Origin of the sequence: Rhodococcus sp. NPDC058532 (assembly GCF_042719255.1) — a bacterium.
GTDB lineage: Bacteria > Actinomycetota > Actinomycetes > Mycobacteriales > Mycobacteriaceae > Rhodococcus_G.
Window position 1 is genome coordinate 1 of record NZ_JBHXNU010000015.1, and the last position, 21,171, is coordinate 21,171.

Consider the following 21,171-nt stretch of genomic DNA (forward strand, 5'->3'; position numbering starts at 1 on the left):
GCCGAATCCATCCCCCGCTCCTCCGCGAGGACCGCCAACTCCACCAACTCCCGCGGCCCGAACTGCTCCGCCGACGCCTTGTACCCGAGCTTGAGTGCCACCGTTCCTCCTGGGATCTGGGGTGCTGCCGCCCGACGCGGCGCCTCTCGCGACGCTAAACGAATCGCCGGACCGATGCGGCAGTGGGGCCGACCGGTCGCTCAGGACCCGAGCACGGTGACGACGGCGGCGAAGGCCGCGACCCCGGCGATCGCGACGGCGAACACCCACAGGTCGCGTTCCTCCGGCATCGGCGCACCCGCCTCGAGCGCGCGCCGCACCTGCAGCCACCGGTGTAGCCCGGCGATCGGCGCCGCGACCGCGAGGAGGATCAGGACGAGTCCGAGCAGGGTGCGCACCCAACCGGTGCCGAACTCGGGGACCAGGTGCACCATCGCGATGCCGCCGGCGAGCAGGCCGAGCGAGGTGCGGATCCAGGCCAGGAAGGTGCGCTCGCTGGCGAGGGTGAACCGCTCGTCGGGGCGGTTCGGCGGTGGGTTCGGGGCGTCGGCCACCGGCTCATCGTGTCACGGCGGGAGGTCACGCGCCGGGCCACGCGCGGGCGGCGCTCGGCAGGACGGAGGTGACGATTCGGGCGACAATGGTCGTGATCTGTAACACACCGCCACCCGATCGTGATCCACCTAGTGACCGCTGTCCGTGTCCGACCGAGGAGGACGTGCCCGTGAACTCATCGCATCGACGAACAAGTCACCTGAGGCGTGCAGGGGCCGCGGCTGCCCTGACGCTCTGCGCGGTCACCCTGCCCGCGGCGCCTGCCCTCGCCGTCGGCAGCGCCGGCAGTTCGGGCAGTTCCTCGGGGTCGGTCAGTGCGGGCAGCTCGGCGATTCCGCTGCCGATCTCCTCGCCAGCCGGATTGACCGCCCTCGCCGCCGCGACCACCCAAACCGGGAAGCCGTACCTGTGGGGCGGCGTCGGACCGAACGCCTGGGACTGCTCCGGCCTGGTCCAGTGGGCGTTCCGGCAGGCGGGCGTGCAGTTGCCCCGGGTCAGTCAGGACCAGGCGTGGGCGGGCACCCCGATTCCGTTCGCGGCGCTGGCACCCGGCGACATCATCACCTTCCGGGCCGCGAACGATCACGTCGGCATCTACGCCGGGTTCGGTCAGGTGTTCAACGCGTACGGCGCCGGGGTGCCGGTCGGGTTGATGCCGCTGTCGCAGATGCCGCCGATCAACCAGATCCGCCGGTTCTGACCGGACCCGATGAGTTCGGGCCGCGGTTCCGGTCAGTCCATGTGAGGACACCGACGTCCACGCGACATCGCACCGAGAGGACCGACCGTCATGCAGAAGTTCACGCCCTGCTTGTGGTTCGACTCGCAGGCCGAGGAGGCAGCGGCCTTCTACACCGGAATCTTCGCGAACTCGTCGATCGGCGAGATCAGCCGGTACGGGGAGGGCATGCCCAAACCGGCGGGCACCGCGATGACCGTCGCGTTCACCCTGAACGGTCAGGACTTCACCGCGCTCAACGGCGGGCCGGAGTTCTCGTTCACCGAGGCGATCTCGTTCCAGGTGGACTGCGCCGACCAGGCCGAGGTCGACCGCTACTGGGAGGCGCTCACCGCCGACGGCGGCGAGGAGTCGCAATGCGGCTGGCTCAAGGACAGGTTCGGGTTGTCCTGGCAGATCGTGCCGTCGGCGTTGCCCGCCATCCTCGGCGGCCCCGACGCCGCGGGCGCCCAGCGGGCCGTCGCGGCGATGATGCAGATGCGCAAGCTCGACATCGGCGCGTTGCAGAGGGCGTATGACGGCGAATAGGCGACGTCCCCACGCGCGCGGCGGTGGGCTGGCGCGCACACTGGACGGGTGACCACCGACGTGCAGGCCCCCGGCTGGACGTATCTGATGGACATGGACGGGGTCCTGGTCCACGAGGAGCACCTGGTTCCCGGCGCCGACGCGTTCCTGACCGAACTGCAGGAGTCCGGAACCCCGTTCGTCGTGCTCACCAACAACTCCATCCGCACGCCCCGCGACCTGCATGCCCGACTGCTGCAGTCCGGCCTCGACATCCCGGAGAAGTCGCTCTGGACGTCCGCGCTCGCGACCGCGACCTTCCTGCACAATCAGCGCCCGAACGGCACCGCCTACGTCGTCGGCGAGTCCGGCCTGACCACCGCCCTGCACGACATCGGGTACGTGCTCACCGACAACGACCCCGACTACGTGGTCCTCGGCGAGACCCGCACCTACTCGTTCGAGGCGATCACGACCGCGATCCGGTTGGTCGAGCGCGGGGCGCGGTTCATCGCGACCAACCCGGACGCCACCGGCCCGTCCCGCGACGGGTCCCTGCCCGCCACCGGTTCGGTCGCCGCCCTGATCACCCGGGCCACCGGCCGCGACCCGTACTACGTCGGCAAGCCGAACCCGCTGATGATGCGGTCGGCGCTGCGGGCGATCGGGGCGCACTCCGAGCACACGCTGATGATCGGCGACCGGATGGACACCGACATCGTTTCGGGACTGGAGGCGGGCCTGCAGACGATCCTGGTGCTCACCGGCATCTCCGGAAGGAGCACGGTCGAGGCGTTTCCCTACCGCCCGACGCTGGTGCTCGACTCGGTCGCCGACCTCGTCGGCCGCACCGCCAACCCGTTCCCCTGAGGTTCCGTAATGTCACATTGGCTCACTCAGAGTTACCCAATGTGACATTACGGAACCCGCGGCCGGGGTCAGCGGAGGGGAACCGAACGGCCGGCGACGACCAGGACCACCGACTCCGACGCGGCGGCGACCGCTGCGTTGAGCCTGCCGAGCTCGTCCCGGAAGCGGCGACCGGACGCGGTCGGGGGGACGACGCCGCTGCCGACCTCGTTGCTCACCGCGACGACGGGAACCCGCGCCGCACGCCACGCCGCCAGCAGCGCGTCGACGTCGGCGTGCACTGCGCCCCAGGCCGTCTCGTCCATCCATGCCCCGGCCGCGTCGATGCGCCGGGTCAGCCAGGTGCCGAGGCAGTCGACGAGCACCGGCCCGGTCGCCGCCCGCAGCACCCCGACCACGTCGTCGGTCTCGACGGTCCGCCACGGCGCCGGGCGCGACGCCCGATGCGCGGCGATCCGGGACGCCCACTCGGCGTCGTCGCCCGCTGGTCCGCCGGTCGCCACGAACAGCACGTCGTCGCGGTCGGCGAGCAGCCGCTCGGCGTGCGTGGACTTGCCCGCGCGGGCGCCGCCGAGCACCAGGGTCCGGCGCGCAGGCGCCCCGTCCGGCACCCGATCTCCCACGGTCACCACCGTTCCGTCGTCGACGACGCGAGCCCCCCACGGCCGCAACCTGTCCGGCAGGTCGACCGGATTGTGGTGGCTCAGGTGCACGGCGATCACCTCGGTGCCGTCGACGACGGCTCCGGCCTCGCGAAGCGCGGCGAGCGCGCGCGGGAACGTCCGCAGGTCGAGGTGGTCGGGCGCGTGCTCGGCAAGGTCCCCGAAGGTCTCCTCGAGGAACACCGCGTCGTACCGGGCGCCGCGCACCGCATCGAGTGTCGCCTCGGGCAACGGACCGGTGTCGGTGGCCCACAACAGTTTCCGACCGTCGACGGCCTCGACCTCGTACAGCACCGCGTCGCCGTCCCGGATCACCCGGTGGGCGGCGGGCAGCACCCGCACCCGGTGCTCACCGACCCGCAGCGACGCCCCCGGCGCGACGGGTACCCACCGCACCGGCCCGTCCGGGCCGACCCAGTCCCGGCACAGGTCCAGCGCCTCCGGCGGGCCGATCACCTCCAGCAGTTCCGCGCTCACCCAGGACCGCATCAGCAGCGCCAACGGCCCGGTGTGGTCGGGGTGGGCGTGGGTGAGCAGCAAGTGCCGCACCCGGGCCAGCGAGCGGCCCGCGTGCGCGGCGGCCCGGGGAACCTCCGGTCCGCAGTCGAGCAGCAGCACGTCGTCGACGAGGGCAGCGGTCTGGGCGCGGATCTCGCCGCGCCGCAGCAGGGTCAGGCAGGATGCGCAGCCACAGAACGGGTTGGGCCACCCGTCGGCGGCACCGGTCCCGAGCAGCACGACCTCCATCAGGTTCCCGGCCCGATCGGCAGCACGACGGGGCCGTCCGGCCGGTGCAGGACCTCCACCCGCGCGTCGTACACCGCCCGGATCCGCTCCGCGGTCAGCACCTCGGCGGGGGTGCCGTCCGCGACGACACCGCCGTCGGCGAGCATCACGATCCGACGCCCGTACTGGCCAGCGAGGGTGAGGTCGTGCATGGCCGCGACGACGGTCAGCCCGTCCGCGGCCCGCAGCGTGTGCACCAGGTCGAGCACCTGCTGCTGGTGTCCGATGTCGAGGGCGCTGGTCGGTTCGTCGAGGAGCAGTACCCGCGGCTGCTGTGCGAGCGCGCGGGCCAGCACCACCCGCTGCAACTCCCCGCCCGACAGGTCGGTCGCGGACCGCGCTGCGAGGGCATGCAATTCGAGCCGTTCGAGGAGGTCGTCGACGACGGCGTGGTCGGTCGCGGTCTCGGTGCCGAACCGGGACAGGTGCGGGGTGCGGCCGAGCAGAATCAGCTCGCGCACGCTCACCCCGTCCGGGACGACGGGCCGCTGCGGCATCAGCGCCACGGTCCGGGACATGGTGCGGCGCGGCGCCACCGCCGGGTCGTGCCCGCCGACGCGCACCTCCCCCGTCGCGGGGACCAGCCCAGCCACCGCGTGCAGCAGGGTGGTCTTGCCCGCGCCGTTCGGCCCGACCACGGCGACCCACTCGCCCTGGTCCACCGCCAGGTCGACCCCGTCGAGCACGGTCGCCCTGCCGAGGCGGACCCGCAGCCCGCGGCAGGCGATCACGTCGCCCGCCCCCGCCGCAGCACCAGCAGGAAGAACGGGGCCCCGATCGCGGCGGTGACCACCCCGATCGGCAGTTCCGCTGGCGACATGACCGTCCGGGCCAGCACGTCCGCGAGGACGAGGAACGCGGCACCGAGCAGCAGCGACAGCGGCAGCAGCAGCCGGTGACCGGGCCCGACGACGAGCCGGATCGCGTGCGGCACCACGATTCCCACGAAACCGATCAGGCCGCTGACCGACACGACCGCCGCGGTGCCGAGGGTCGCGGCGGCGACCAGGGTCAGCCGGACCCGCGCCGGATGCACCCCCAGCGAGGCGGCCTCGGTGTCCCCGACCGCCATCACATCCAGGACGCGCCGGTGCAGGCCGATCACGACCACCGCGACCAGAACGTACGGCAGCACCATCACGACCTGCGTCCACCCGTCGGTGCTCAGCCTGCCGAGCAGCCAGTTGTACACCTGACGCAGGGTGTCGTCGTGCTGCTGCTGCAGGAACGTCTGCGCCGCATTGGCGAACGCGGCGACCGCGACCCCGGCGAGGATGATGACGACCTCGCTGCGCGCTCCCCCCATCCCGCGGCCGAGCAGGTAGGTTGCGGCAACCGCGACGACCCCACCGAGAAAGGCGGCGGCCGGAATCCCGAAGGAGCCCATCGCGATTCCGGACACGATCGCCACGGTCGCACCGAGCCCGGCGCCACTGGAGACGCCGAGCAGAAACGGGTCGGCGAGCGGATTGCGGAACACCCCCTGGTAGGCGGCGCCCGCGAGCGCGAGGGTCGCGCCGACCACCGCGCCCAACACCACCCGCGGCAACCGGATCTGCCACAGGATCGCGTGCTGCTGCGCGGTGAGACCGGAGTCGACGTCCACCCCGGGGAGCGCGTCGAGCAGGCCGAGCAGCACCGCGCGCACGGTCAACCCGGCCGGACCGACCGTGACCCCGACGGCCAGCGCGGCGAGCAGCAGCACCACCGCGACGGCGAGGATCGGGCCCCGCCCGGTCCTGGTCACTCCGACGAGGGCCACCGCGGGGTCACCGCGCCGCGACCGGTTGCGCGGACACCACCGCGCCGATCGCGCGGACCAGGTCCACCACCCGGGGCCCCCATCGGCTGGCGAGGTCCTCGTCGAGGACGTGCACCTGCCCGGTGGTGACGGCCCGCATCCCCGCCCAGCCCGGTCGCGCCGCGACCGTCGTCGGGGTGACGCCGCAGCACTGGCCGTCGGCGAGGAAGACCAGGTCGGGGTCCGCGGCGACCACGAACTCGGTAGATAGCTGCGGGTACTGGTCGCCGGCCGTGCCGTCGGCGATGGACTCGAGCCCGAACCGGCCGTAGACCTGACCGAGGAAGGTGTCGCCGGTGACGGTGTAGAGGGTGTCGTCGAGTTCATGGAAGTACCGCAGCGGCGCGTCCCGCCGCGGGGTCGCGGCGACGACCGCGTCGATCTGCTCCCGCATCGACGCGGCCAGGTCCCGCCCCTCATCGGCATGGCCGGTGGCGACACCGACGCGTTCCACCTGCTCGTACGCGTCGTCGAGGGTCCGCGCGGCGGGCAGCAGCAGCGTCGGCACCCCCGCCGCGGCAAGGCCGGACACCAGGCCGCCGAGGTCGTCCGACGCGATCACCAGGTCCGGGTTGCGGCCGAGGATGGCCTCCACGTTCGGCGAGAACCCGGACAGGTCGGTGGTGGGAACCCCGGCGGGGTGGTCGGACCGGTCGTCGACGGCCACCACCTGCTCCCCCGCCCCGACCGCCCACAGGGTCTCGGTCGCGGACGGGCTGAGCGAGATGATCGCGTCGGGCCGCTCGGCGAGGGTCACGTCGCCGTCCCCCGACCGCACCGTCACCGGGAACGCGCCGCCCGAGGTCGGCGCCGGGTCGCCTGCGCCGTCACCGGTGCTGGCGCAGCCGGACACCACCGCGACGACGGCGGCCAGCGCGACCACCGACCGCCGGGGCCACGACACCCGCTGCACCACCGCCGACGTCCGCACGGTCAGCGCAACGCCTGCGCGAGGTCCTCGAGCAGGTCCTCGGGGTCCTCCAGGCCGACCGAGAGCCGGACGACACCGTCGGACAGGCCGATCGCGGCCCGGCCCTCCGGCCCCATCGCGCGGTGCGTCGTCGTCGCCGGGTGGGTGATCAGCGACTTGGAGTCGCCGAGATTGTTCGAGATGTCCACGATGCGCAGCTTGTTCAGCAGCTCGAACGCCTTCTTCTTGCCCTCCCCCTCGCCCGCGGCCAGCTCGAACGTGACGACGGTGCCGCCGCCGCTCATCTGCGATCGGGCAAGGTCGTACTGCGGGTGCGACTCGAGGTACGGGTACTTCACCCAGCTGATCGCGTCGTCCGCCTCGAGGAACCGGGCGATCCGCAGCGCGGTGTCGGTGGAGTGCTGCACCCGCAACGGCATCGTCTCGAGCCCCTTGAGCAGGGTGTGCGCGTTGAACGGGCTCAGCGACGGGCCGGTGTGCCGGATCAGGTTCTTGACCGGGCCGTCGATGTAGTCCGTTGGGCCGAGGATCGCACCGCCGAGGACGCGGCCCTGACCGTCGATGTGCTTGGTGCCCGAGTACACGACGACGTCGGCGCCGAGGTCGAGGCTGCGCTGCAGCAGCGGCGTCGCGAACACGTTGTCGAGGACGACGGTCGCGCCCGCGGCGTGCGCCATCTCCGACACCCGGCGGACGTCGACGAGGGTCTGCATCGGGTTCGACGGCGTCTCGAAGAAGACCGCGGTGGTCGGCACCGACAGCGCCTGTTCCCACTGGTCGAGGTCCTCGCCGTCGACGAACACCGTCTCGACCCCCCACCGGGGCAGGATCTCGTTGCAGACCACAAAGCACGACCCGAACAGGCTGCGGGCCGCGACGAGGCGGTCCCCCTTGCCGAGCAGCGCCGCCAGCGCGGTGAACACCGCGGACATGCCGGACGCGGTCGCGAAGGCGCCCTCGGCCCCGTCGAGCAGGCGCAGCCGCTCCTCGAACATGGTGACGGTCGGGTTGCCGTACCGGGAGTAGACGAAGTGGTCGACCTCGCCGGTGAAGGCCTGCTCGGCGGCCTCCGCCGACTCGTACACGAACCCGGAATTCAGGTAGATGGCCTCGGAGGTCTCCTCGAAGCCGGAGCGGAGCACACCGGCGCGGACGCCGAGCGTCGCCGGACGGACGGTGTCCGGCAACGCCCTCGAAAACGCGCCACCACGGGGGATTCCACTCACGACTGCCTCCACGAGAGTCCGACGGCACGCCACCCGGCACCGCCACGATGACCGTGCTCGTCGAGACCGCCTTCGAACCCGTCGAGCACGTTGTAGGACGGGCCGATCCCGGCGGCGGTCGCGGCCTCCGCGGCTCCGATGGACCGCTGCCCCGACCGGCACAGGAAGATCACCTCGGCGTCCTCGCCGCCGGCGATTCCGGCGCCCCTGAGCTGGCCGACGAAGTCGTCGTTGCGCGCTCCGGCGACCGACACCCACTCGATCAGGATCGGCGGGCGGCCGAGTTCGGCGGTGTCGGGAAGACCGACGAACCGCCACTCCGCATCGGTGCGGACGTCGACCAGGACCGCCTTGGGATGCTCGCGCAGCAGGTCCCATGCCTGCTGCGGAGTCAGGTCGCCTGCATAGCTCATGGCCTCAGTTTTTCACAGCCCCGGAAACCGGTTCACGCCACGACCCCCGCGGCGGTCGGGACCGCGGAATCTGCGGGGACCGGACCCGCCACAAACCCGGGTTGTGGCCCCTCAAGACGCGCTGCCCTAGCGAAGGGGGCCGCGGCGGCGGAGTATCGACAGTTGAGGGGTCGACCCAGGCCGCCCACACAAGTTAGGTACGGCTCAGTAAGCTGGGGACCGCGGCGGTACGCCCGAGGCACGGCCCCTGCGATCCGGTCCGCACACCGAACCGTCCGTCCGCTAGTCGCAAAGGTAGTTCGTTCGAGATGACTGACCAGAATCGTCCGCTCCGAGTGGCCATCGTCGGCGCCGGCCCCGCAGGCATCTACGCCGCCGACGCCCTCATGAAGTCCGACACCGCCGCCGACCGCGGCATCAGCATCGACCTCTTCGAACGCATGCCCGCCCCCTTCGGACTGATCCGCTACGGCGTCGCCCCCGACCACCCCCGCATCAAGGGCATCATCACCGCCCTGCACAAGGTGCTCGACAAGCCCCAGGTCCGCCTGCTCGGCAACCTCGACTACGGCACCGACATCACCCTCGACGACCTGCGCACCTTCTACGACGCGGTGATCTTCTCCACCGGCGCCAACGCGGACCGCGCCCTGAACATCCCCGGCATCGACCTCGACGGCAGCTACGGCGCCGCCGACTTCGTGTCCTGGTACGACGGCCACCCCGACGTGCCGCGCGAGTGGCCGCTCGAGGCCGAGAAGGTCGCCGTCCTCGGTGTCGGCAACGTCGCCCTCGACATCGCCCGGGTGCTCGCCAAGACCGGCGACGAACTGCTGCCCACCGAGATCCCCGCGAACGTCTACGAGGGACTCAAGGGCAACAAGGCCGTCGAGGTGCACGTCTTCGGCCGCCGCGGACCGGCCCAGGCCAAGTTCACGCCGCTCGAGCTGCGCGAACTCGACCACTCCCCGACCATCGAGGTGATCGTCGACCCCGAGGACATCGACTACGACGAGGGCTCCGAGCAGGCGCGCCGCAACTCGAAGCAGGTCGACATGGTCGCCAACACCCTGCAGGACTGGGCGATCCGCGACGCGGGCGACCGCCCGCACAAGCTGTTCCTGCACTTCTTCGAGTCGCCCACCGAGGTGCTCGGCGAGGACGGTAAGGTCGTCGGCCTGCGCACCGAGCGCACCGAACTCGACGGCACCGGCAACGTCCGCGGCACCGGCAGGTTCAACGACTGGGACGTGACGGCCGTGTACCGCGCCGTCGGCTACCTGTCGCAGAACATCGCGAAGCTGCCGTTCGACGATCAGGCGGGGACCGTCCCCAATGAGGCGGGCCGCGTCATCGGCGAGGACGGCACGCACATCGCCGGCACCTACGTCACCGGCTGGATCAAGCGCGGCCCCGTCGGCCTGATCGGGCACACCAAGGGCGACGCCAACGAGACCGTCGCGAACCTGCTCGCGGACGCCCCGACCTTCGCGGGCGCCGCCTCCCCCGACGAGAACGCGATCATCGAATTCCTGGAGGCGAAGAACCTGCCGTACACCACCTGGGACGGCTGGTACCGGCTCGACGCCCACGAGCGCAGCCTCGGCGAGCCGCACGGCCGCGAACGCATCAAGGTCGTCGAACGCGAGGACATGCTGCGCGCGTCGCAGCAGTAGACAACCATGCGCGAGCGTGGCCTCCCGGAGGCCACGCTCGCGTCATCGACAGGGCATGCTTCATCTGTGTTTGACGCGCACGTTCACATCATCGATCCGCGATTTCCGCTGGTCGAGAATCACGGCTACCTGCCGGAGCCGTTCACCATCGCCGACTACCGGGCCCGGGCGGCCGACCTCGGGGTGAGCGTCGACGGCGGCGCCGTCGTGACCGCGTCGTATCAGGGCACCGACCAGGACTATCTGGTCGCGGCGCTCGCCGAGCTCGGGGCGGGCTGGGTGGGGGTCGCCCAGCTCGACCCGGACGCCACCGACGAGGACATTCTCGCCCTCGACGGTGCGGGGGTCCGGGCCGTCCGCTTCAACCTCAGGCGCAGCGCCACCGACCTGAAACTGCTGACCACGCAGGCGCTGCGCGCCTGGGACCTGGCCGGCTGGCACGCCGAGTTCTATGTGGACGCGACGCTGCTGCTCTCGCTCGAGCCGGTGTTCAAGAAGTTGCCCGCCGTCAGCATCGACCACCTCGGGATGTCCACCCGCGGCCTGCCCTACCTGCTCGACCTCGTCGACCGCGGCGCGAAGGTCAAGGCGACCGGTTTCGGGCGGGCCACGATGGACAACGTCGGCGACGCCCTGCGCCGCATCCACACCGTCAACCCCACCGCGCTGATGTTCGGCACCGACCTGCCCGGCACCCGCGCGCGCCGCGCCTACCAGCAGCGCGACCTCGAGACCGTCGCGGACGCGGTCGGTGCCGACCTCGACGCCGTGCTCGGCGGCAACGCCCGCGCCTTCTACCGCATCTGACCACCCACCCGGCCCGCCAGACCACCCCACCCCCTGACCGTGTCGCCCGGCCCGCCAGACCGCCCACCCGCCTGACCGAATGTGGGATTCGGTCACTTCATGTGACCGAATCCCACATTCGGTCAGGCCGGGGTGACGCGGTCAGGTCAGTGCGACGCGGTCAGGCCGGGGTGACGCGGTCAGACCAGTGCGACGGCGGCCAGCCAGACGCCGGACGCCAGCAGCGCGCCGAGCAACTCCACCAGGATCGACAGGCCCACCGCTTTGGTCGCGTGCACGGTCGACCGCCACGCGTCGGCGTGGGTGCGGTGCCGCTGCGCCTCCGACAGGTAGGTGCCGAGCAGGAACCCGAGCAGCAGGCCGATCACCGGGATCACGAAGAACCCAACGATGCCGAGCAGGGCCCCGATCACCAGCGACCGGTTCGGGACCCCGGCGTCCCGCATCCGCCTGCCCGGCCAGGTGTACTTGACGACCCCCGAGATCACCAGCAGCGCGGCGGCGACACCGAACACCGCCCAGGCCGTTGCGGTTCCCTCCACGACCGCCCACACCCCGATCGCCCCGAGGATCAGGAGCGCACCGGGCAGGATCGGCAGCACGACGCCGACCAATCCGACCAGGATCGCCAGCCCGACCAGTACCTCCGCACCCGCACTCACGGGCGTCACTGTGCCAGAGGGCAGGATGGTCGGCCATGGAACTGGGCATCGACACCACCATGACACTGCTGGCGGCCGGGTTGATCTTCCTGTTGGCGCTCGGCCTCGGCGTCTGGAAGTACCGGCAGATGGCGACCTCGGAGAACCACCTGGCGCACCCGTACGTCGACATCGCGCACCGCGCCGCGCTGATGTACGCGTTCGCGACCGCGTTGATCGCGGTGTTCGTCGAGCTCAGCGCCTGGCCGACGGGCGTGAACCTGACCGCCGCCGCGGTGGTGGTGTTCTTCTTCGTCGCCGCGATCGGCAGCTACATCCTGCACGGCGCCCGCCGCGACACCGACAATCAGTTCGCGCACGCAGGCGTCCCGCTGCACCTGTCGATGGCGGCGCTGATCGTCGGCGAAATCGGCGGTTTCGCGGTACTCTTCGCCGGATTCGTCGCGGGCCTGCTGTAGCGGCGGCCGGTCGTGATAGGTTGCCCCGCAATGTTGCCCGGATTCCCGGGCGGCAGTCACGAGGGGGCACCGTGAGAGTTCGGGGACGATTCGGTTTGGGCGCGCTCACGACGGCACTGGTCGTCGCGGCGGGGATCGCGGTCGGTGCGGGGACCGCGTCGGCGGATCCGGTGAAGTTCGGGCCGTTGCCCGTTCCGTTCGATCTGGGGGCGGCGTTTGGGGTCGGCATGCTGCCGGAGGCGTCACCGCCCGGCGCGAACGACCCGAACTGCACGCCGTCGGAGGAACATCCCAACCCGGTCATTCTGGTGAATCCGACCGGCACCAACCAGTCGCTGGCCTGGCAGGCCGGCGCCCCACTGTTGAAGAACAACGGCTACTGCGTGTTCTCGTTCAACTACGGAAACCCGGTGTGGCTGTCGGAGATTCCGTTCCAGGGCCTCGACGACATCCGGTCCGGATCCCGGAAACTGGCCGCCAAGGTCGACGAGGTGCGGGCCCTCACCGGCGCCGCGAAGGTCGACCTCGTCGGGCATTCTCAGGGCGGCGGGATCATGCCGCTGTACTACCTCAACGTGCTCGGCGGCGACCGGTACGTGGACAAGATGGTCGGCATCTCGCCGTCCAATCATGGCACCTCGCTCAACGGGATCGTGTTCATGCGCACCATGTTCCCGCCGCTGGGGCCCGCGGTGTACCGCGGCCTGGAGGCGATCACCCCCGCCCTCATCCAGCAGGCGCTGGACAGTCCGGTGCAGCGGGAGGTCTACGGCAACGGCGACACCCGCCCCGGGGTCACCTACACGACGATCGTGACCGAGTACGACGAGGTGGTCACCCCGTACACGAACCAGTACCTGGACGGGCCGAACGTCACCAACATTCTGCTCCAGGACGGCTGCCCGCAGGACCGCAGCGACCACGTCTCGACGCTGTACAACGAGCGGTCGTGGCGTTTCGTGCTTGGCGCCCTCGACCCGGACAACGCGGCCCCCGTTCCGTGCATGCCGCAGGGGTTCCTCTTCCCCGGGAACTGGTGAGCGGTCCGATCGTGACCCACGGCACACCGGCGCCCCGTCTCGGGTTACGGTCAGTCGATCGGGCCGCACCGCGCCCCAGAAACGAGGAGAGTCGTGACCGCTGAAGCTGTGTCAGGGAAGGGCCCGCTCGCGGGCATCCGCGTCGTCGAACTGGCCGGGATCGGCCCCGGCCCGCACGCCGCGGTGCTGCTCGCCGACCTCGGCGCCGACGTCGTGCGGGTGCAGCGGGCCGGGCAGATTCCGGGCCCCGACGCCCGCCACGACCAGACCCAGCGTGGCCGCCGGGTCGTCGAGGCGAACCTCAAGGATCCCGCCGACATCGAGAAGGTGCTCGGCCTCCTCGAGCGTGCCGACGTGCTGATCGAGGGCTTTCGCCCCGGCGTCACCGAGCGGATGGGCCTGGGCCCCGATGTCGCACTTGAGCGCAACCCGCGGCTGGTGTACGGCAGGATGACCGGCTGGGGCCAGGAGGGACCGCTCGCGCAGTCCGCGGGTCATGACATCAACTACATCTCGCTGACCGGTGTGCTGCACGCGATCGGCCGTGAAGGGGAGCGCCCCGTCCCGCCGCTGAACATGGTCGGCGACTTCGGTGGCGGCTCGATGTTCCTGGTGTTCGGCATCCTCGCCGCCCTCGTCGAGCGGCAGACCTCCGGCAAGGGCCAGGTCATTGACGCGGCGATGGTCGACGGCACTCTTGCCCTCTCGCACATGATCTGGAGCTTCCGCGGCACCGGCCTGTGGTCCGACGAGCGCGGCGTGAACATGCTCGACACCGGCGCCCCCTACTACGACACCTACGAGACCGCCGACGGCAAGTACATGGCGGTCGGGGCGATCGAGCCGCAGTTCTACGCCGAGCTGCTGCGCCTGCTTGAGCTGGATCCGGCGGCGCTGCCCGGCCAGAACGACCGGAACGGCTGGCCGGATCTGCGCAAGATCCTCACCGAGACGTTCCTGTCGAAGACCCGCGACGAGTGGGCGGTGATCTTCGACGGCACCGACGCCTGCACCACCCCGGTGCTGACCTTCGCCGAGGCCCCGGACAACGCGCACATCGCGGCCCGCGGCTCGCTCGTCGAGCTCGACCGGGTCGTCCAGCACCGGCCAGCGCCGCGGTTCTCCCGCACCCAGCCGGACCTGCCGACCCCGCCGGCGACCGAGGCCACCGACATCGACGGCCTCTGGCGCTGACCGGAATCACCCGCGATGGTCGTGCCGGGTCCCGCGGCACGACCATCGCCGGTGTCATCGGGCACTTCCGACGGTCGCGGTGGCGCCCCCGCGTGTGAAGGAGACACCTCCGATGGTCAGCGCACTCGTTCACACCCCGAAGGCGCGTGAGTACTTGTCCGCCGCAGCCGAATCGGTGCGCGGAAGCCTGCGACCCCGGCGACCAGACCGGCGACTGCTTGAGTCCATCGTCGATGTTGGTTTGCCGACCGGGATCCGCACAGTCAGAGTCCGACCGCTGCCCCAAATTCCCCGGCTCGTACCGGAAATCGGCATCGTCGAAGGCCGGCGCACCGTGCACAGAGTCGCCAATTCCCTCACGGCCTTCGTCGTCGAGCACCCCGACGCGACGTTCATCGTCGACCCCGGGTTGTGCCGCAACCCCGAGACACGAGCCCTCCATGAGCTTCCTGGTGGCCCCCTACGCATGGCCATGAGACCGACAAGCAGGGCAATCGCCACCGCCGACGCGCTGCGCATGGAGCCATACCCCCTCGATTTCGCGTTGCCGACGCACGCCCACTGGGATCACGTGTCGGGCTTGCTGGACATGCCAGGCCTCCCTGTCCACCTGCGGGAGAGCGAACGGGCTTGGATCATGGACGGCGCCATAGCACCCCACGGCGGAGTCCGGGACTCGTTGTCTGCGCCCCGCACGATCGTGACCTACGACCTCGACGGGCCACCCATCTCGACCTTCACGGCAAGCCACGACGTCTTTGGCGACGGTTCCGTCGTCCTGGTCGAGCTGGCTGGGCACACCCCCGGAAGCGTCGGTGTCCTTGCCCGCACGACACGAGGGTGGGTCCTGCTTGCTGGAGACGCCGCGTGGCACTACGAGCAAGTCGATCGCCTGCGCCAAAAGACCGGCTTTCCAGGACGGTTCGCCGACAACGACCGCGACGCCGCCTTCTCGACACTGCATCGCCTCCATGTGGCGCGGCACCGCGTGCGTGTCATACCCACTCACGATCACCACGCTGCACAGCAGCTCATCGAGTGACAGAGGACAACGCAGACCCAGCTCGTCACAGTACGGTCGCCAGCCGACTTCGCCATCGAGGTCGAGATCCGTGGCCCACGCGGATAGTCAAGCCTGCAAGCCGCGCCCGCCATCGCCCAAAACCGCCCGGTGGGCGGGAAGCACGGTGCTCACGCGAGCTGCCCAGTCATAGCGTGAGCATATCGCCGTGAACCGCGGAGGCCGGAAGATGCCGGTCCGATTCACGCAGATTCGTTCTTGTGGAGGGACATTCAGTGAACGACCAGGATTCCGCACCCACCCTCACCGGCCGCGTCGACGTCGTCATACTCGGTGCAGGCATCGCCGGGATGTACGCCGTGCACCGCTTCCGTCAGCAGGGCCTGACCGTCCAGGCGTTCGAGGCCGCATCCGGGGTCGGCGGTGTCTGGTATTGGAACCGCTACCCGGGCGCCCGCTGCGATGTCGAGTCCGTCGACTACTCCTACTCGTTCTCCCCTGAACTTGAGCAGGAGTGGAACTGGAGCGAGAAGTACGCGACGCAGCCGGAGATCCTGGCCTACCTCAATCACGTCGCAGACCGCTTCGACCTGCGCCGCGACATCCGATTCGACACCCGCATCACCTCCGCGACCCTCGACGAGGAAACCCTGCGTTGGACGGTGCGAACAGATCGCGGCGATGTCGTCTCGGCTCGCTTCTTCGTGGTGGCCGCCGGACCGCTCTCGCATGCGAACACCCCCGCCTTCGACGGCCTGGACTCCTTCGCCGGGGACGTGCACCACACGGCGCACTGGCCGCACGCGGGCGTCGACTTCACCGGCAAACGCGTCGGAGTGATCGGCACCGGTTCGTCCGGCATCCAGTCGATCCCACACATGGCCGAGCAGGCCGACCGCCTGTTCGTCTTCCAACGATCGGCGAACTACAGCGTGCCCGCGGGCAATACCGCGCTCGACGACGCGACCCGCGCGGAGCAGAAGGCTGGCTACGCCGAGCGGCGCCAGCTGTCGCGGGAGAGCGGCGGCGGATCGCCGCACCGCGCGCACCCGAAGAATGCCCTCGACGCGTCCGCGGAGGAACGCCGCGTCGCCTACGAGGAGCGCTGGAAGCTCGGTGGTGTGCTGTTCTCCAAGACCTTCCCGGACCAGCTAACCGACCGGGCCGCGAACGACACCGCCCGCGAGTTCTGGGAGGACAAGGTCCGGTCCGTCATCGACGATCCCGCGATCGCCGACCTGCTCGTGCCGTCCGATCACGCGATCGGCGCCAAGCGCATCGTCACCGACAGCGGCTACTACGAGGCCTTCAACCGCAACAACGTCGAACTGGTGAACCTCAAGGCGGCACCGATCGTCGGCATGACCGAAACCGGAATCGACACCACCGCAGCGCACTACGACCTCGACGTGATCGTGCTCGCCACCGGCTTCGACGCGATGACCGGGTCGCTCGACAAGTTCGAGATCGTCGGACGCGGCGGCCGCAGCCTGAAGCAGGCGTGGGCCGCGGGACCGCGCACCTACCTCGGTCTCGGTGTCGCCGGGTTCCCCAACTTCTTCAACCTCACCGGCCCGGGAAGCCCCTCGGTGCTGGCGAACATGGTCCTGCACTCCGAGCTGCACGTCGACTGGGTCGCCGACGCCATCGCCCACCTCGACGCGCGCGGCGCCCTCGGCATCGAGGGGACCGAGGACGCGGTCGGCGAGTGGGTCGACGAATGCCGCACCCGCGCCGAGGCATCGCTGCTGAACACCGCGAACTCCTGGTACCTCGGCGCGAACATTCCCGGCCGGCCGCGGGTGTTCATGCCGTTCCTCGGCGGCTTCTCGGCGTATCGGGAGATCATCACCGAGGTCGCCGAATCCGGGTACAAGGGCTTCGCGATCCTCGCGGGGTGACCGGGCCCGATCGGTGTCCCGCAACCGATCCGACGACGATCGCCCCCTCCGTCTCGTTCGACGGAAGGGGCGATTGCTGTCCGGTGCCTACTTCGCGGCGGCGTGACGTGCGCCGATGTAGCCGAACACCATGGCCGGTCCGATGGTCGCGCCGGCTCCCGCATAGTCGTTGCCCATCACTGCGGCGGAGGCGTTGCCGACCGCGTACAGCCCGTCGATGACCGTCCCGTCGCCGCGGAGCACCTGGGCGTGTTCGTTGTAGACGAGCCCGCCCTTGGTCCCGAGGTCACCGGCCCGCATGCGCAACGCGTAGTAGGGCGCGTGGTTCAGCTCGTCGAGCACCGGCCGCGGCAGGGTCGGGTCGCCGTAGTAGTTGTCGTACGCGCTCACCCCGCGGTGGAAGTCCTCGTCGCGACCGTGCCGGGCGAACTCGTTGAACCGGTCCACGGTCCCGGTGAGGGCCGCCGCCGGAACCCCGATCTTCCCGGCGAGCTCCGCGATGGTGGGGGCGGTGACGATCAGCCCGGAGTCCAGCCAGGCCTGCGGGAACTTCATGCCCGGCATGATCCCGCCCACCGGGTACCGCTTCTTGGCTCGCTCGTCGAACAGGAACCAGGCCGGACCGTGTCCACCTGCCAACTGATCGTGCACGAACGTCACGTACGGCGCGGCCTCGTTGGTGAACCGCTTACCGTGCTGGTCGACGATGATCGCCTGCGGGATCGACCGCTCGGCCACCATCACCGTGACCTGCCCGTTCGGCAGCTGGAAGGACGGCATCCACCAGGCGTCGTCCATGAGATCGACTGCCGCGCCAATGGCCTCACCGGCAATGATGCCGTCGCCGGTGTTGTCCTTGGATCCGGCGCTGAAGTTGTCCCGGCCGCCCTCGGGCAGGTACCGCTTGCGCATGTCCTCGTTCCACTCGAATCCGCCGGTGGCCAGCAGCACTCCCCTGCGGGCCCCGATCCGGGTGGTCCGGCCGTTGCGTTCGGCGACCACCCCGCGCACGGCCCCGGACTCGTCGACGACGAGGGAGGTCATCGGGGTGCTCAGCCACAGCGGCACCCCCGCGTCCCTGAGCGCGAGCCGCAACCGGGCGATCAGCGCGCGGCCGAGGGTGTCCATGCGCCGCCGCAGCAGCAGTGCCCTCACGGCATTGAGCCCGGTCCGCAGCGCGACCCGACGCGCCTTCCAGGTCCGCATGACCATGTTGAGCGAAACGAAGTCCTTCGAGGTGATGTACAACCCCGGCGGGGTCGCGAGCGCCGCCGGGCGGAGCAGGTGTTCGTCCGCACCGAGGCTGCGCAGGTCGACCGGCAACGGCTCGATCGAACGCCCGTCGGGCCGACCGCCCGGCGCCTCGGGATGGTAGTCCGAGTAGCCGGTGCACCACTGGAAACGCATGTGCGGGCTCGAGTTCTCGAGGAACTCGACCATCCTCGGGCCCTCGTCGATGAACGCGTCGAGGTTCTTCGTCGGCACCCGGTCCCCGACGACCGCGTCGAGGTAGGCCCGCACGTCGTCTCGGGTGTCCCCGAGTCCCTCGCGCAGCAGCGTGGGGTTGTTGGGCACCCAGATCCCGCCGCCGGAGAGCGCGGTGGATCCCCCGTAGACGGCGGACTTCTCGATGATCAGGGTCTCGAGGCCGCCTGCCGCGGCGGCGAGTGCGGCGCTGAAGCCACCGGCCCCGCTGCCGACCACGAGGAAGTCGACCTCGTGATCCCAGTCCCGGTTGAGTTCGGTCATGGCTGACTCCTCTGTGCTCACTTGTGGATGGCGCCCGCGTCGATGGGCAGGGCGGCGGCGGTGATGTAGCGGGCCTCGTCGGACGCCAGGAACAGGGTGGCGTTGGCGACGTCGACAGGGTCGACCCACGGAATCGGCAGCAGGTTCATGGTCCTTGCCGCCTCGGCGAACTCCTCCCGGGTGGGATCGTCGAGGTCCGGCCGAAACGCCCGCCGCACCCGGTCGTGCTGGATCATCGGTGTGTCGACATTGGTCGGATGCAGGGTGTTCACCCGGATGCCGCTGTCCGCCAGTTCCTTTGCCAGTGTCCGCATCAGACCGACGACGCCGTGCTTGGCCGCAACGTAGTGCCCGACGTTGCGCAGACCACGCAGCCCCGCAATCGAACTGGTGAGCACGATCGAACCGCGGCCGGTGCGCAGCAGGTGCGGGACGGCCGCCGTGCAGGTGTGCCAGACGCCGGTGAGGTTGACGTCGAGCATGCTCTGCCAGACCTCCTCCCCCATCTCCAGTACCGGAGCCGATCCGCCGATACCCGCCGTGGCACACACGGTGTCGAGCCGGCCGAGGGTGTCGACACCGCGCTGCACGGCGGCCTCGAGCCCGGGCAGGTCACGGACATCGGCGACCTCCGCGACGATCCTGCGGCCGAGTCGGGTGACCTGCCGCGCCGTCTCGTCGAGATCCTGTGCGGTGGCGTGCGGACCATCGTGGGTCGGCACCGGACCGCACAGGTCGATCGCGATAATGTCGGCGCCCTCCTCCGCCAGGCGCACCGCCTGGGCCCGCCCGACACCGCGTGCGGCACCGGTGACCAGTGCGACGGTGCCCTCGACCCGCCCTGAGTTCTCGCGTCGCTCACTCATCAGGACACCTTCTGGGTCAGGCCCGCGTCGACCACGATTTCCGTTCCGGTGACGTACCTCGCCTCGTCCGAGGCCAGGTACAACACCGCGTTGCTGATGTCCACCGGGTCCACCCACGGCACCGGCAGCAGGTGGTTGGCCCGGAACCGGTCGGCCAGGTCCTCGTCCGTTGGGTTCTCCACGTCGGGGCACATCCGCGCAAAGGTCTCCTCGTTCATGATCATCGACGTCGACACCGACCCGGGAAGCACGGTGTTCACCCGGATCGACCGGGGGCCGAGTTCGTTGGCCAGGTTGCGCGCGAGGCCGATGACCGCGTGCTTGCTCGCGCTGTAGTGACCGGCACCGGGTACCGCCCGGATCGCAGCGGTCGAGGCGATAACGACGATCGCGCCGCCGTCGCGCATGTGCGGCGCCGCGGCCTTGACGCTGTGCCACACGCCGGTGACGTTGACGTCCAGCATCGTCCGCCACGCGGTGGGGTCGAGAGTCCAGGTCGGTCCGGTGTTGGCGTAGATCCCGGCGTTGGCGACCAGCACGTCCAGCCTGCCGAGTTCCTCCACGCCCCGCTCGACGACCGCACAAAGCGCGTCGGGATCGGTCACGTCGGCGGTCGACTCGACCGCGCGGCGCCCCAGCGAGCGGACCGTCTCCGCCGTCTCGGCAAGGTCGGCGTTCGTCTCGCCGGCACGGCCGGGCAGGTCGAGGCAGAGGAGGTCGGCGCCCTCCTGCGCCAGGCGGATCGCGTGACTGCGGCCCATCCCGCGCGCGGCGCCGGTGATCAGCGCGACCCGGCCCGCCATGCGGGTGCCGGTGACCTGCGGGAGCGCGGCCATGTCAGCCGACCACCATGTCGGCCTGCGACCAGAAGGCGCGCATGCTGGTGATCTTCAGCTCGGCGTCGAAGGTCATGACGTCGATCGGCTCGACGACGACGGTCCGGTCACCGACCGTCGTCGTCACCCGGAAGTGGAAGGCGACGCTGGCCCCGGCCACCCGGATCGTCAGCAGTTCGGTACTGCGTTCGGTCTGCTCGATCGCCGCATAGAACGCCGCGATCGCCTCGACCCCGCGGTGCGGGTCGCTGCCCACCGGGTCCTCGACGGTCGCCTCGGCCGCGTACAGCGCCGCGATGCTGCTCCCGGTGCCCGAGGCCACCTCCGCGAGGTAGCGCCGCACTGCAGTGGTGACGTCGTCGGAAGTGGTCATCGCAATCTCCTGTGGGTCGGCGCGGGTGCGCGGCGGCCGCCCGGTGCGGGTCGGCTCGCCTGGTACCCCCGAAGCTAGGAAGCGCGTCGACGATCCGA

General features: G+C 70.5%; 22 protein-coding genes and 1 pseudogene. 10 read left to right on the forward strand and 13 right to left on the reverse strand.

Annotated elements, in window-relative coordinates:
* Together ACFWQG_RS17260 and ACFWQG_RS17265 are read right to left on the reverse strand one after the other, a co-directional pair.
* Positions 1–101: pseudogene (locus tag ACFWQG_RS17260) on the reverse strand (glucose-6-phosphate dehydrogenase (coenzyme-F420)); the annotation flags it as partial.
* Between the two features lie 99 nt (positions 102–200).
* A complete protein-coding gene (locus ACFWQG_RS17265; protein WP_378508865.1) occupies positions 201–554 on the reverse strand; it encodes a YidH family protein in 354 nt (117 codons plus the stop codon).
* 170 nt (positions 555–724) lie between these two features.
* Here ACFWQG_RS17265 and ACFWQG_RS17270 point away from each other — a divergent pair, with 170 nt between their 5' ends.
* The 3 genes from ACFWQG_RS17270 (at position 725) to ACFWQG_RS17280 (ending at position 2,671) form a co-directional block, all read left to right on the forward strand.
* Entirely contained in the window at positions 725–1,255 is a 531-nt protein-coding gene (locus tag ACFWQG_RS17270) for a C40 family peptidase (protein ID WP_378508866.1), read from the forward strand.
* Between the two features lie 90 nt (positions 1,256–1,345).
* Positions 1,346–1,822 (forward strand): VOC family protein, encoded by a 477-nt coding sequence (locus ACFWQG_RS17275; RefSeq protein WP_378508867.1) that lies wholly within the window; start codon positions 1,346–1,348, stop codon positions 1,820–1,822.
* Between the two features lie 87 nt (positions 1,823–1,909).
* A complete protein-coding gene (locus tag ACFWQG_RS17280; RefSeq protein WP_378508981.1) occupies positions 1,910–2,671 on the forward strand; it encodes an HAD-IIA family hydrolase in 762 nt (253 codons plus the stop codon).
* A gap of 68 nt (positions 2,672–2,739) precedes the next feature.
* On the opposite strand, the gene ACFWQG_RS17285 is transcribed toward ACFWQG_RS17280, so the two are convergent.
* Genes ACFWQG_RS17285 through ACFWQG_RS17310 form a run of 6 tightly spaced genes read right to left on the reverse strand, consistent with a single transcriptional unit; the run spans position 2,740 to position 8,490 of the window.
* Complete coding sequence (locus tag ACFWQG_RS17285) at positions 2,740–4,080, reverse strand: bifunctional adenosylcobinamide kinase/adenosylcobinamide-phosphate guanylyltransferase (protein ID WP_378508868.1); 1,341 nt, start codon at positions 4,078–4,080, stop codon at positions 2,740–2,742.
* Positions 4,080–4,850 carry an ABC transporter ATP-binding protein gene (locus tag ACFWQG_RS17290; protein ID WP_378508869.1) on the reverse strand — a complete coding sequence of 257 codons (771 nt, stop codon included), beginning with the start codon at positions 4,848–4,850 and terminating at the stop codon, positions 4,080–4,082. The genes ACFWQG_RS17285 and ACFWQG_RS17290 overlap by 1 nt, the downstream gene beginning before the upstream one ends.
* Positions 4,847–5,842: a FecCD family ABC transporter permease gene (locus ACFWQG_RS17295; protein ID WP_378508982.1), complete on the reverse strand. Its 996-nt coding sequence runs from the start codon at positions 5,840–5,842 to the stop codon at positions 4,847–4,849. Before ACFWQG_RS17295 ends, ACFWQG_RS17290 begins: the two co-directional genes overlap by 4 nt.
* A 46-nt stretch (positions 5,843–5,888) precedes the next feature.
* Entirely contained in the window at positions 5,889–6,824 is a 936-nt protein-coding gene (locus ACFWQG_RS17300) for an ABC transporter substrate-binding protein (RefSeq protein WP_378508870.1), read from the reverse strand.
* Between the two features lie 29 nt (positions 6,825–6,853).
* Complete coding sequence (locus tag ACFWQG_RS17305) at positions 6,854–8,077, reverse strand: O-succinylhomoserine sulfhydrylase (RefSeq protein WP_378508871.1); 1,224 nt, start codon at positions 8,075–8,077, stop codon at positions 6,854–6,856.
* A complete protein-coding gene (locus ACFWQG_RS17310; RefSeq protein ID WP_378508872.1) occupies positions 8,074–8,490 on the reverse strand; it encodes a rhodanese-like domain-containing protein in 417 nt (138 codons plus the stop codon). Before ACFWQG_RS17310 ends, ACFWQG_RS17305 begins: the two co-directional genes overlap by 4 nt.
* Positions 8,491–8,798: 308 nt before the next feature.
* Here ACFWQG_RS17310 and ACFWQG_RS17315 point away from each other — a divergent pair, with 308 nt between their 5' ends.
* On the forward strand, positions 8,799–10,166 hold the full coding sequence (locus tag ACFWQG_RS17315) for an FAD-dependent oxidoreductase (RefSeq protein ID WP_378508873.1): 1,368 nt from the start codon (positions 8,799–8,801) through the stop codon (positions 10,164–10,166).
* Positions 10,167–10,232: 66 nt separating this feature from the next.
* Positions 10,233–10,973 (forward strand): amidohydrolase family protein, encoded by a 741-nt coding sequence (locus ACFWQG_RS17320; protein WP_378508874.1) that lies wholly within the window; start codon positions 10,233–10,235, stop codon positions 10,971–10,973.
* A 179-nt stretch (positions 10,974–11,152) separates the two neighbouring features.
* Here the strand turns inward: ACFWQG_RS17320 and ACFWQG_RS17325 are convergent, their stop codons facing one another.
* Positions 11,153–11,635 carry a DUF456 domain-containing protein gene (locus ACFWQG_RS17325; RefSeq protein WP_378508875.1) on the reverse strand — a complete coding sequence of 161 codons (483 nt, stop codon included), beginning with the start codon at positions 11,633–11,635 and terminating at the stop codon, positions 11,153–11,155.
* A 35-nt stretch (positions 11,636–11,670) separates the two neighbouring features.
* Between ACFWQG_RS17325 and ACFWQG_RS17330 the strand changes: the two genes are divergently transcribed.
* The 5 genes from ACFWQG_RS17330 (at position 11,671) to ACFWQG_RS17350 (ending at position 17,249) form a co-directional block, all read left to right on the forward strand.
* On the forward strand, positions 11,671–12,093 hold the full coding sequence (locus tag ACFWQG_RS17330) for a hypothetical protein (RefSeq protein WP_378508876.1): 423 nt from the start codon (positions 11,671–11,673) through the stop codon (positions 12,091–12,093).
* Positions 12,094–12,188: 95 nt separating this feature from the next.
* Positions 12,189–13,133 carry an esterase/lipase family protein gene (locus ACFWQG_RS17335; RefSeq protein WP_378508877.1) on the forward strand — a complete coding sequence of 315 codons (945 nt, stop codon included), beginning with the start codon at positions 12,189–12,191 and terminating at the stop codon, positions 13,131–13,133.
* Positions 13,134–13,226: 93 nt separating this feature from the next.
* Positions 13,227–14,327, forward strand: a complete 1,101-nt coding sequence (locus ACFWQG_RS17340; protein WP_378508878.1) for a CaiB/BaiF CoA transferase family protein — start codon at positions 13,227–13,229, stop codon at positions 14,325–14,327.
* A 112-nt stretch (positions 14,328–14,439) separates the two neighbouring features.
* A complete protein-coding gene (locus tag ACFWQG_RS17345) occupies positions 14,440–15,369 on the forward strand; it encodes an MBL fold metallo-hydrolase (RefSeq protein WP_378508879.1) in 930 nt (309 codons plus the stop codon).
* A gap of 254 nt (positions 15,370–15,623) precedes the next feature.
* Complete coding sequence (locus ACFWQG_RS17350; RefSeq protein ID WP_378508880.1) at positions 15,624–17,249, forward strand: flavin-containing monooxygenase; 1,626 nt, start codon at positions 15,624–15,626, stop codon at positions 17,247–17,249.
* Positions 17,250–17,336: 87 nt separating this feature from the next.
* Here the strand turns inward: ACFWQG_RS17350 and ACFWQG_RS17355 are convergent, their stop codons facing one another.
* The 4 genes from ACFWQG_RS17355 to ACFWQG_RS17370 are packed head-to-tail and all read right to left on the reverse strand — an operon-like array spanning position 17,337 to position 21,073.
* Entirely contained in the window at positions 17,337–18,998 is a 1,662-nt protein-coding gene (locus ACFWQG_RS17355; RefSeq protein WP_378508881.1) for an FAD-binding protein, read from the reverse strand.
* Positions 18,999–19,015: 17 nt separating this feature from the next.
* Positions 19,016–19,864 (reverse strand): mycofactocin-coupled SDR family oxidoreductase, encoded by an 849-nt coding sequence (locus tag ACFWQG_RS17360; protein ID WP_378508882.1) that lies wholly within the window; start codon positions 19,862–19,864, stop codon positions 19,016–19,018.
* Positions 19,864–20,700, reverse strand: a complete 837-nt coding sequence (locus ACFWQG_RS17365; RefSeq protein WP_378508883.1) for a mycofactocin-coupled SDR family oxidoreductase — start codon at positions 20,698–20,700, stop codon at positions 19,864–19,866. The genes ACFWQG_RS17360 and ACFWQG_RS17365 overlap by 1 nt, the downstream gene beginning before the upstream one ends.
* A 1-nt stretch (position 20,701) precedes the next feature.
* Positions 20,702–21,073 carry a nuclear transport factor 2 family protein gene (locus ACFWQG_RS17370; protein WP_378508884.1) on the reverse strand — a complete coding sequence of 124 codons (372 nt, stop codon included), beginning with the start codon at positions 21,071–21,073 and terminating at the stop codon, positions 20,702–20,704.
* Positions 21,074–21,171 lie beyond the last annotated feature (98 nt).

Excerpts from the sequence above, each read along its gene's own strand:
- ACFWQG_RS17275 (WP_378508867.1), top strand. The coding sequence starts at position 1,346 with ATGCAGAAGTTCACGCCCTGCTTGTGGTTCGACTCGCAGGCCGAGGAG.
- ACFWQG_RS17280 (WP_378508981.1), top strand. The coding sequence starts at position 1,910 with ATGGACATGGACGGGGTCCTGGTCCACGAGGAGCACCTGGTTCCCGGC.
- ACFWQG_RS17285 (WP_378508868.1), bottom strand. The coding sequence starts at position 4,080 with ATGGAGGTCGTGCTGCTCGGGACCGGTGCCGCCGACGGGTGGCCCAAC.
- ACFWQG_RS17310 (WP_378508872.1), bottom strand. The coding sequence starts at position 8,490 with ATGAGCTATGCAGGCGACCTGACTCCGCAGCAGGCATGGGACCTGCTG.
- ACFWQG_RS17315 (WP_378508873.1), top strand. The coding sequence starts at position 8,799 with ATGACTGACCAGAATCGTCCGCTCCGAGTGGCCATCGTCGGCGCCGGC.
- ACFWQG_RS17330 (WP_378508876.1), top strand. The coding sequence starts at position 11,671 with ATGGAACTGGGCATCGACACCACCATGACACTGCTGGCGGCCGGGTTG.
- ACFWQG_RS17345 (WP_378508879.1), top strand. The coding sequence starts at position 14,440 with ATGGTCAGCGCACTCGTTCACACCCCGAAGGCGCGTGAGTACTTGTCC.
- ACFWQG_RS17355 (WP_378508881.1), bottom strand. The coding sequence starts at position 18,998 with ATGACCGAACTCAACCGGGACTGGGATCACGAGGTCGACTTCCTCGTG.
- ACFWQG_RS17360 (WP_378508882.1), bottom strand. The coding sequence starts at position 19,864 with ATGAGTGAGCGACGCGAGAACTCAGGGCGGGTCGAGGGCACCGTCGCA.
- ACFWQG_RS17365 (WP_378508883.1), bottom strand. The coding sequence starts at position 20,700 with ATGGCCGCGCTCCCGCAGGTCACCGGCACCCGCATGGCGGGCCGGGTC.
- ACFWQG_RS17370 (WP_378508884.1), bottom strand. The coding sequence starts at position 21,073 with ATGACCACTTCCGACGACGTCACCACTGCAGTGCGGCGCTACCTCGCG.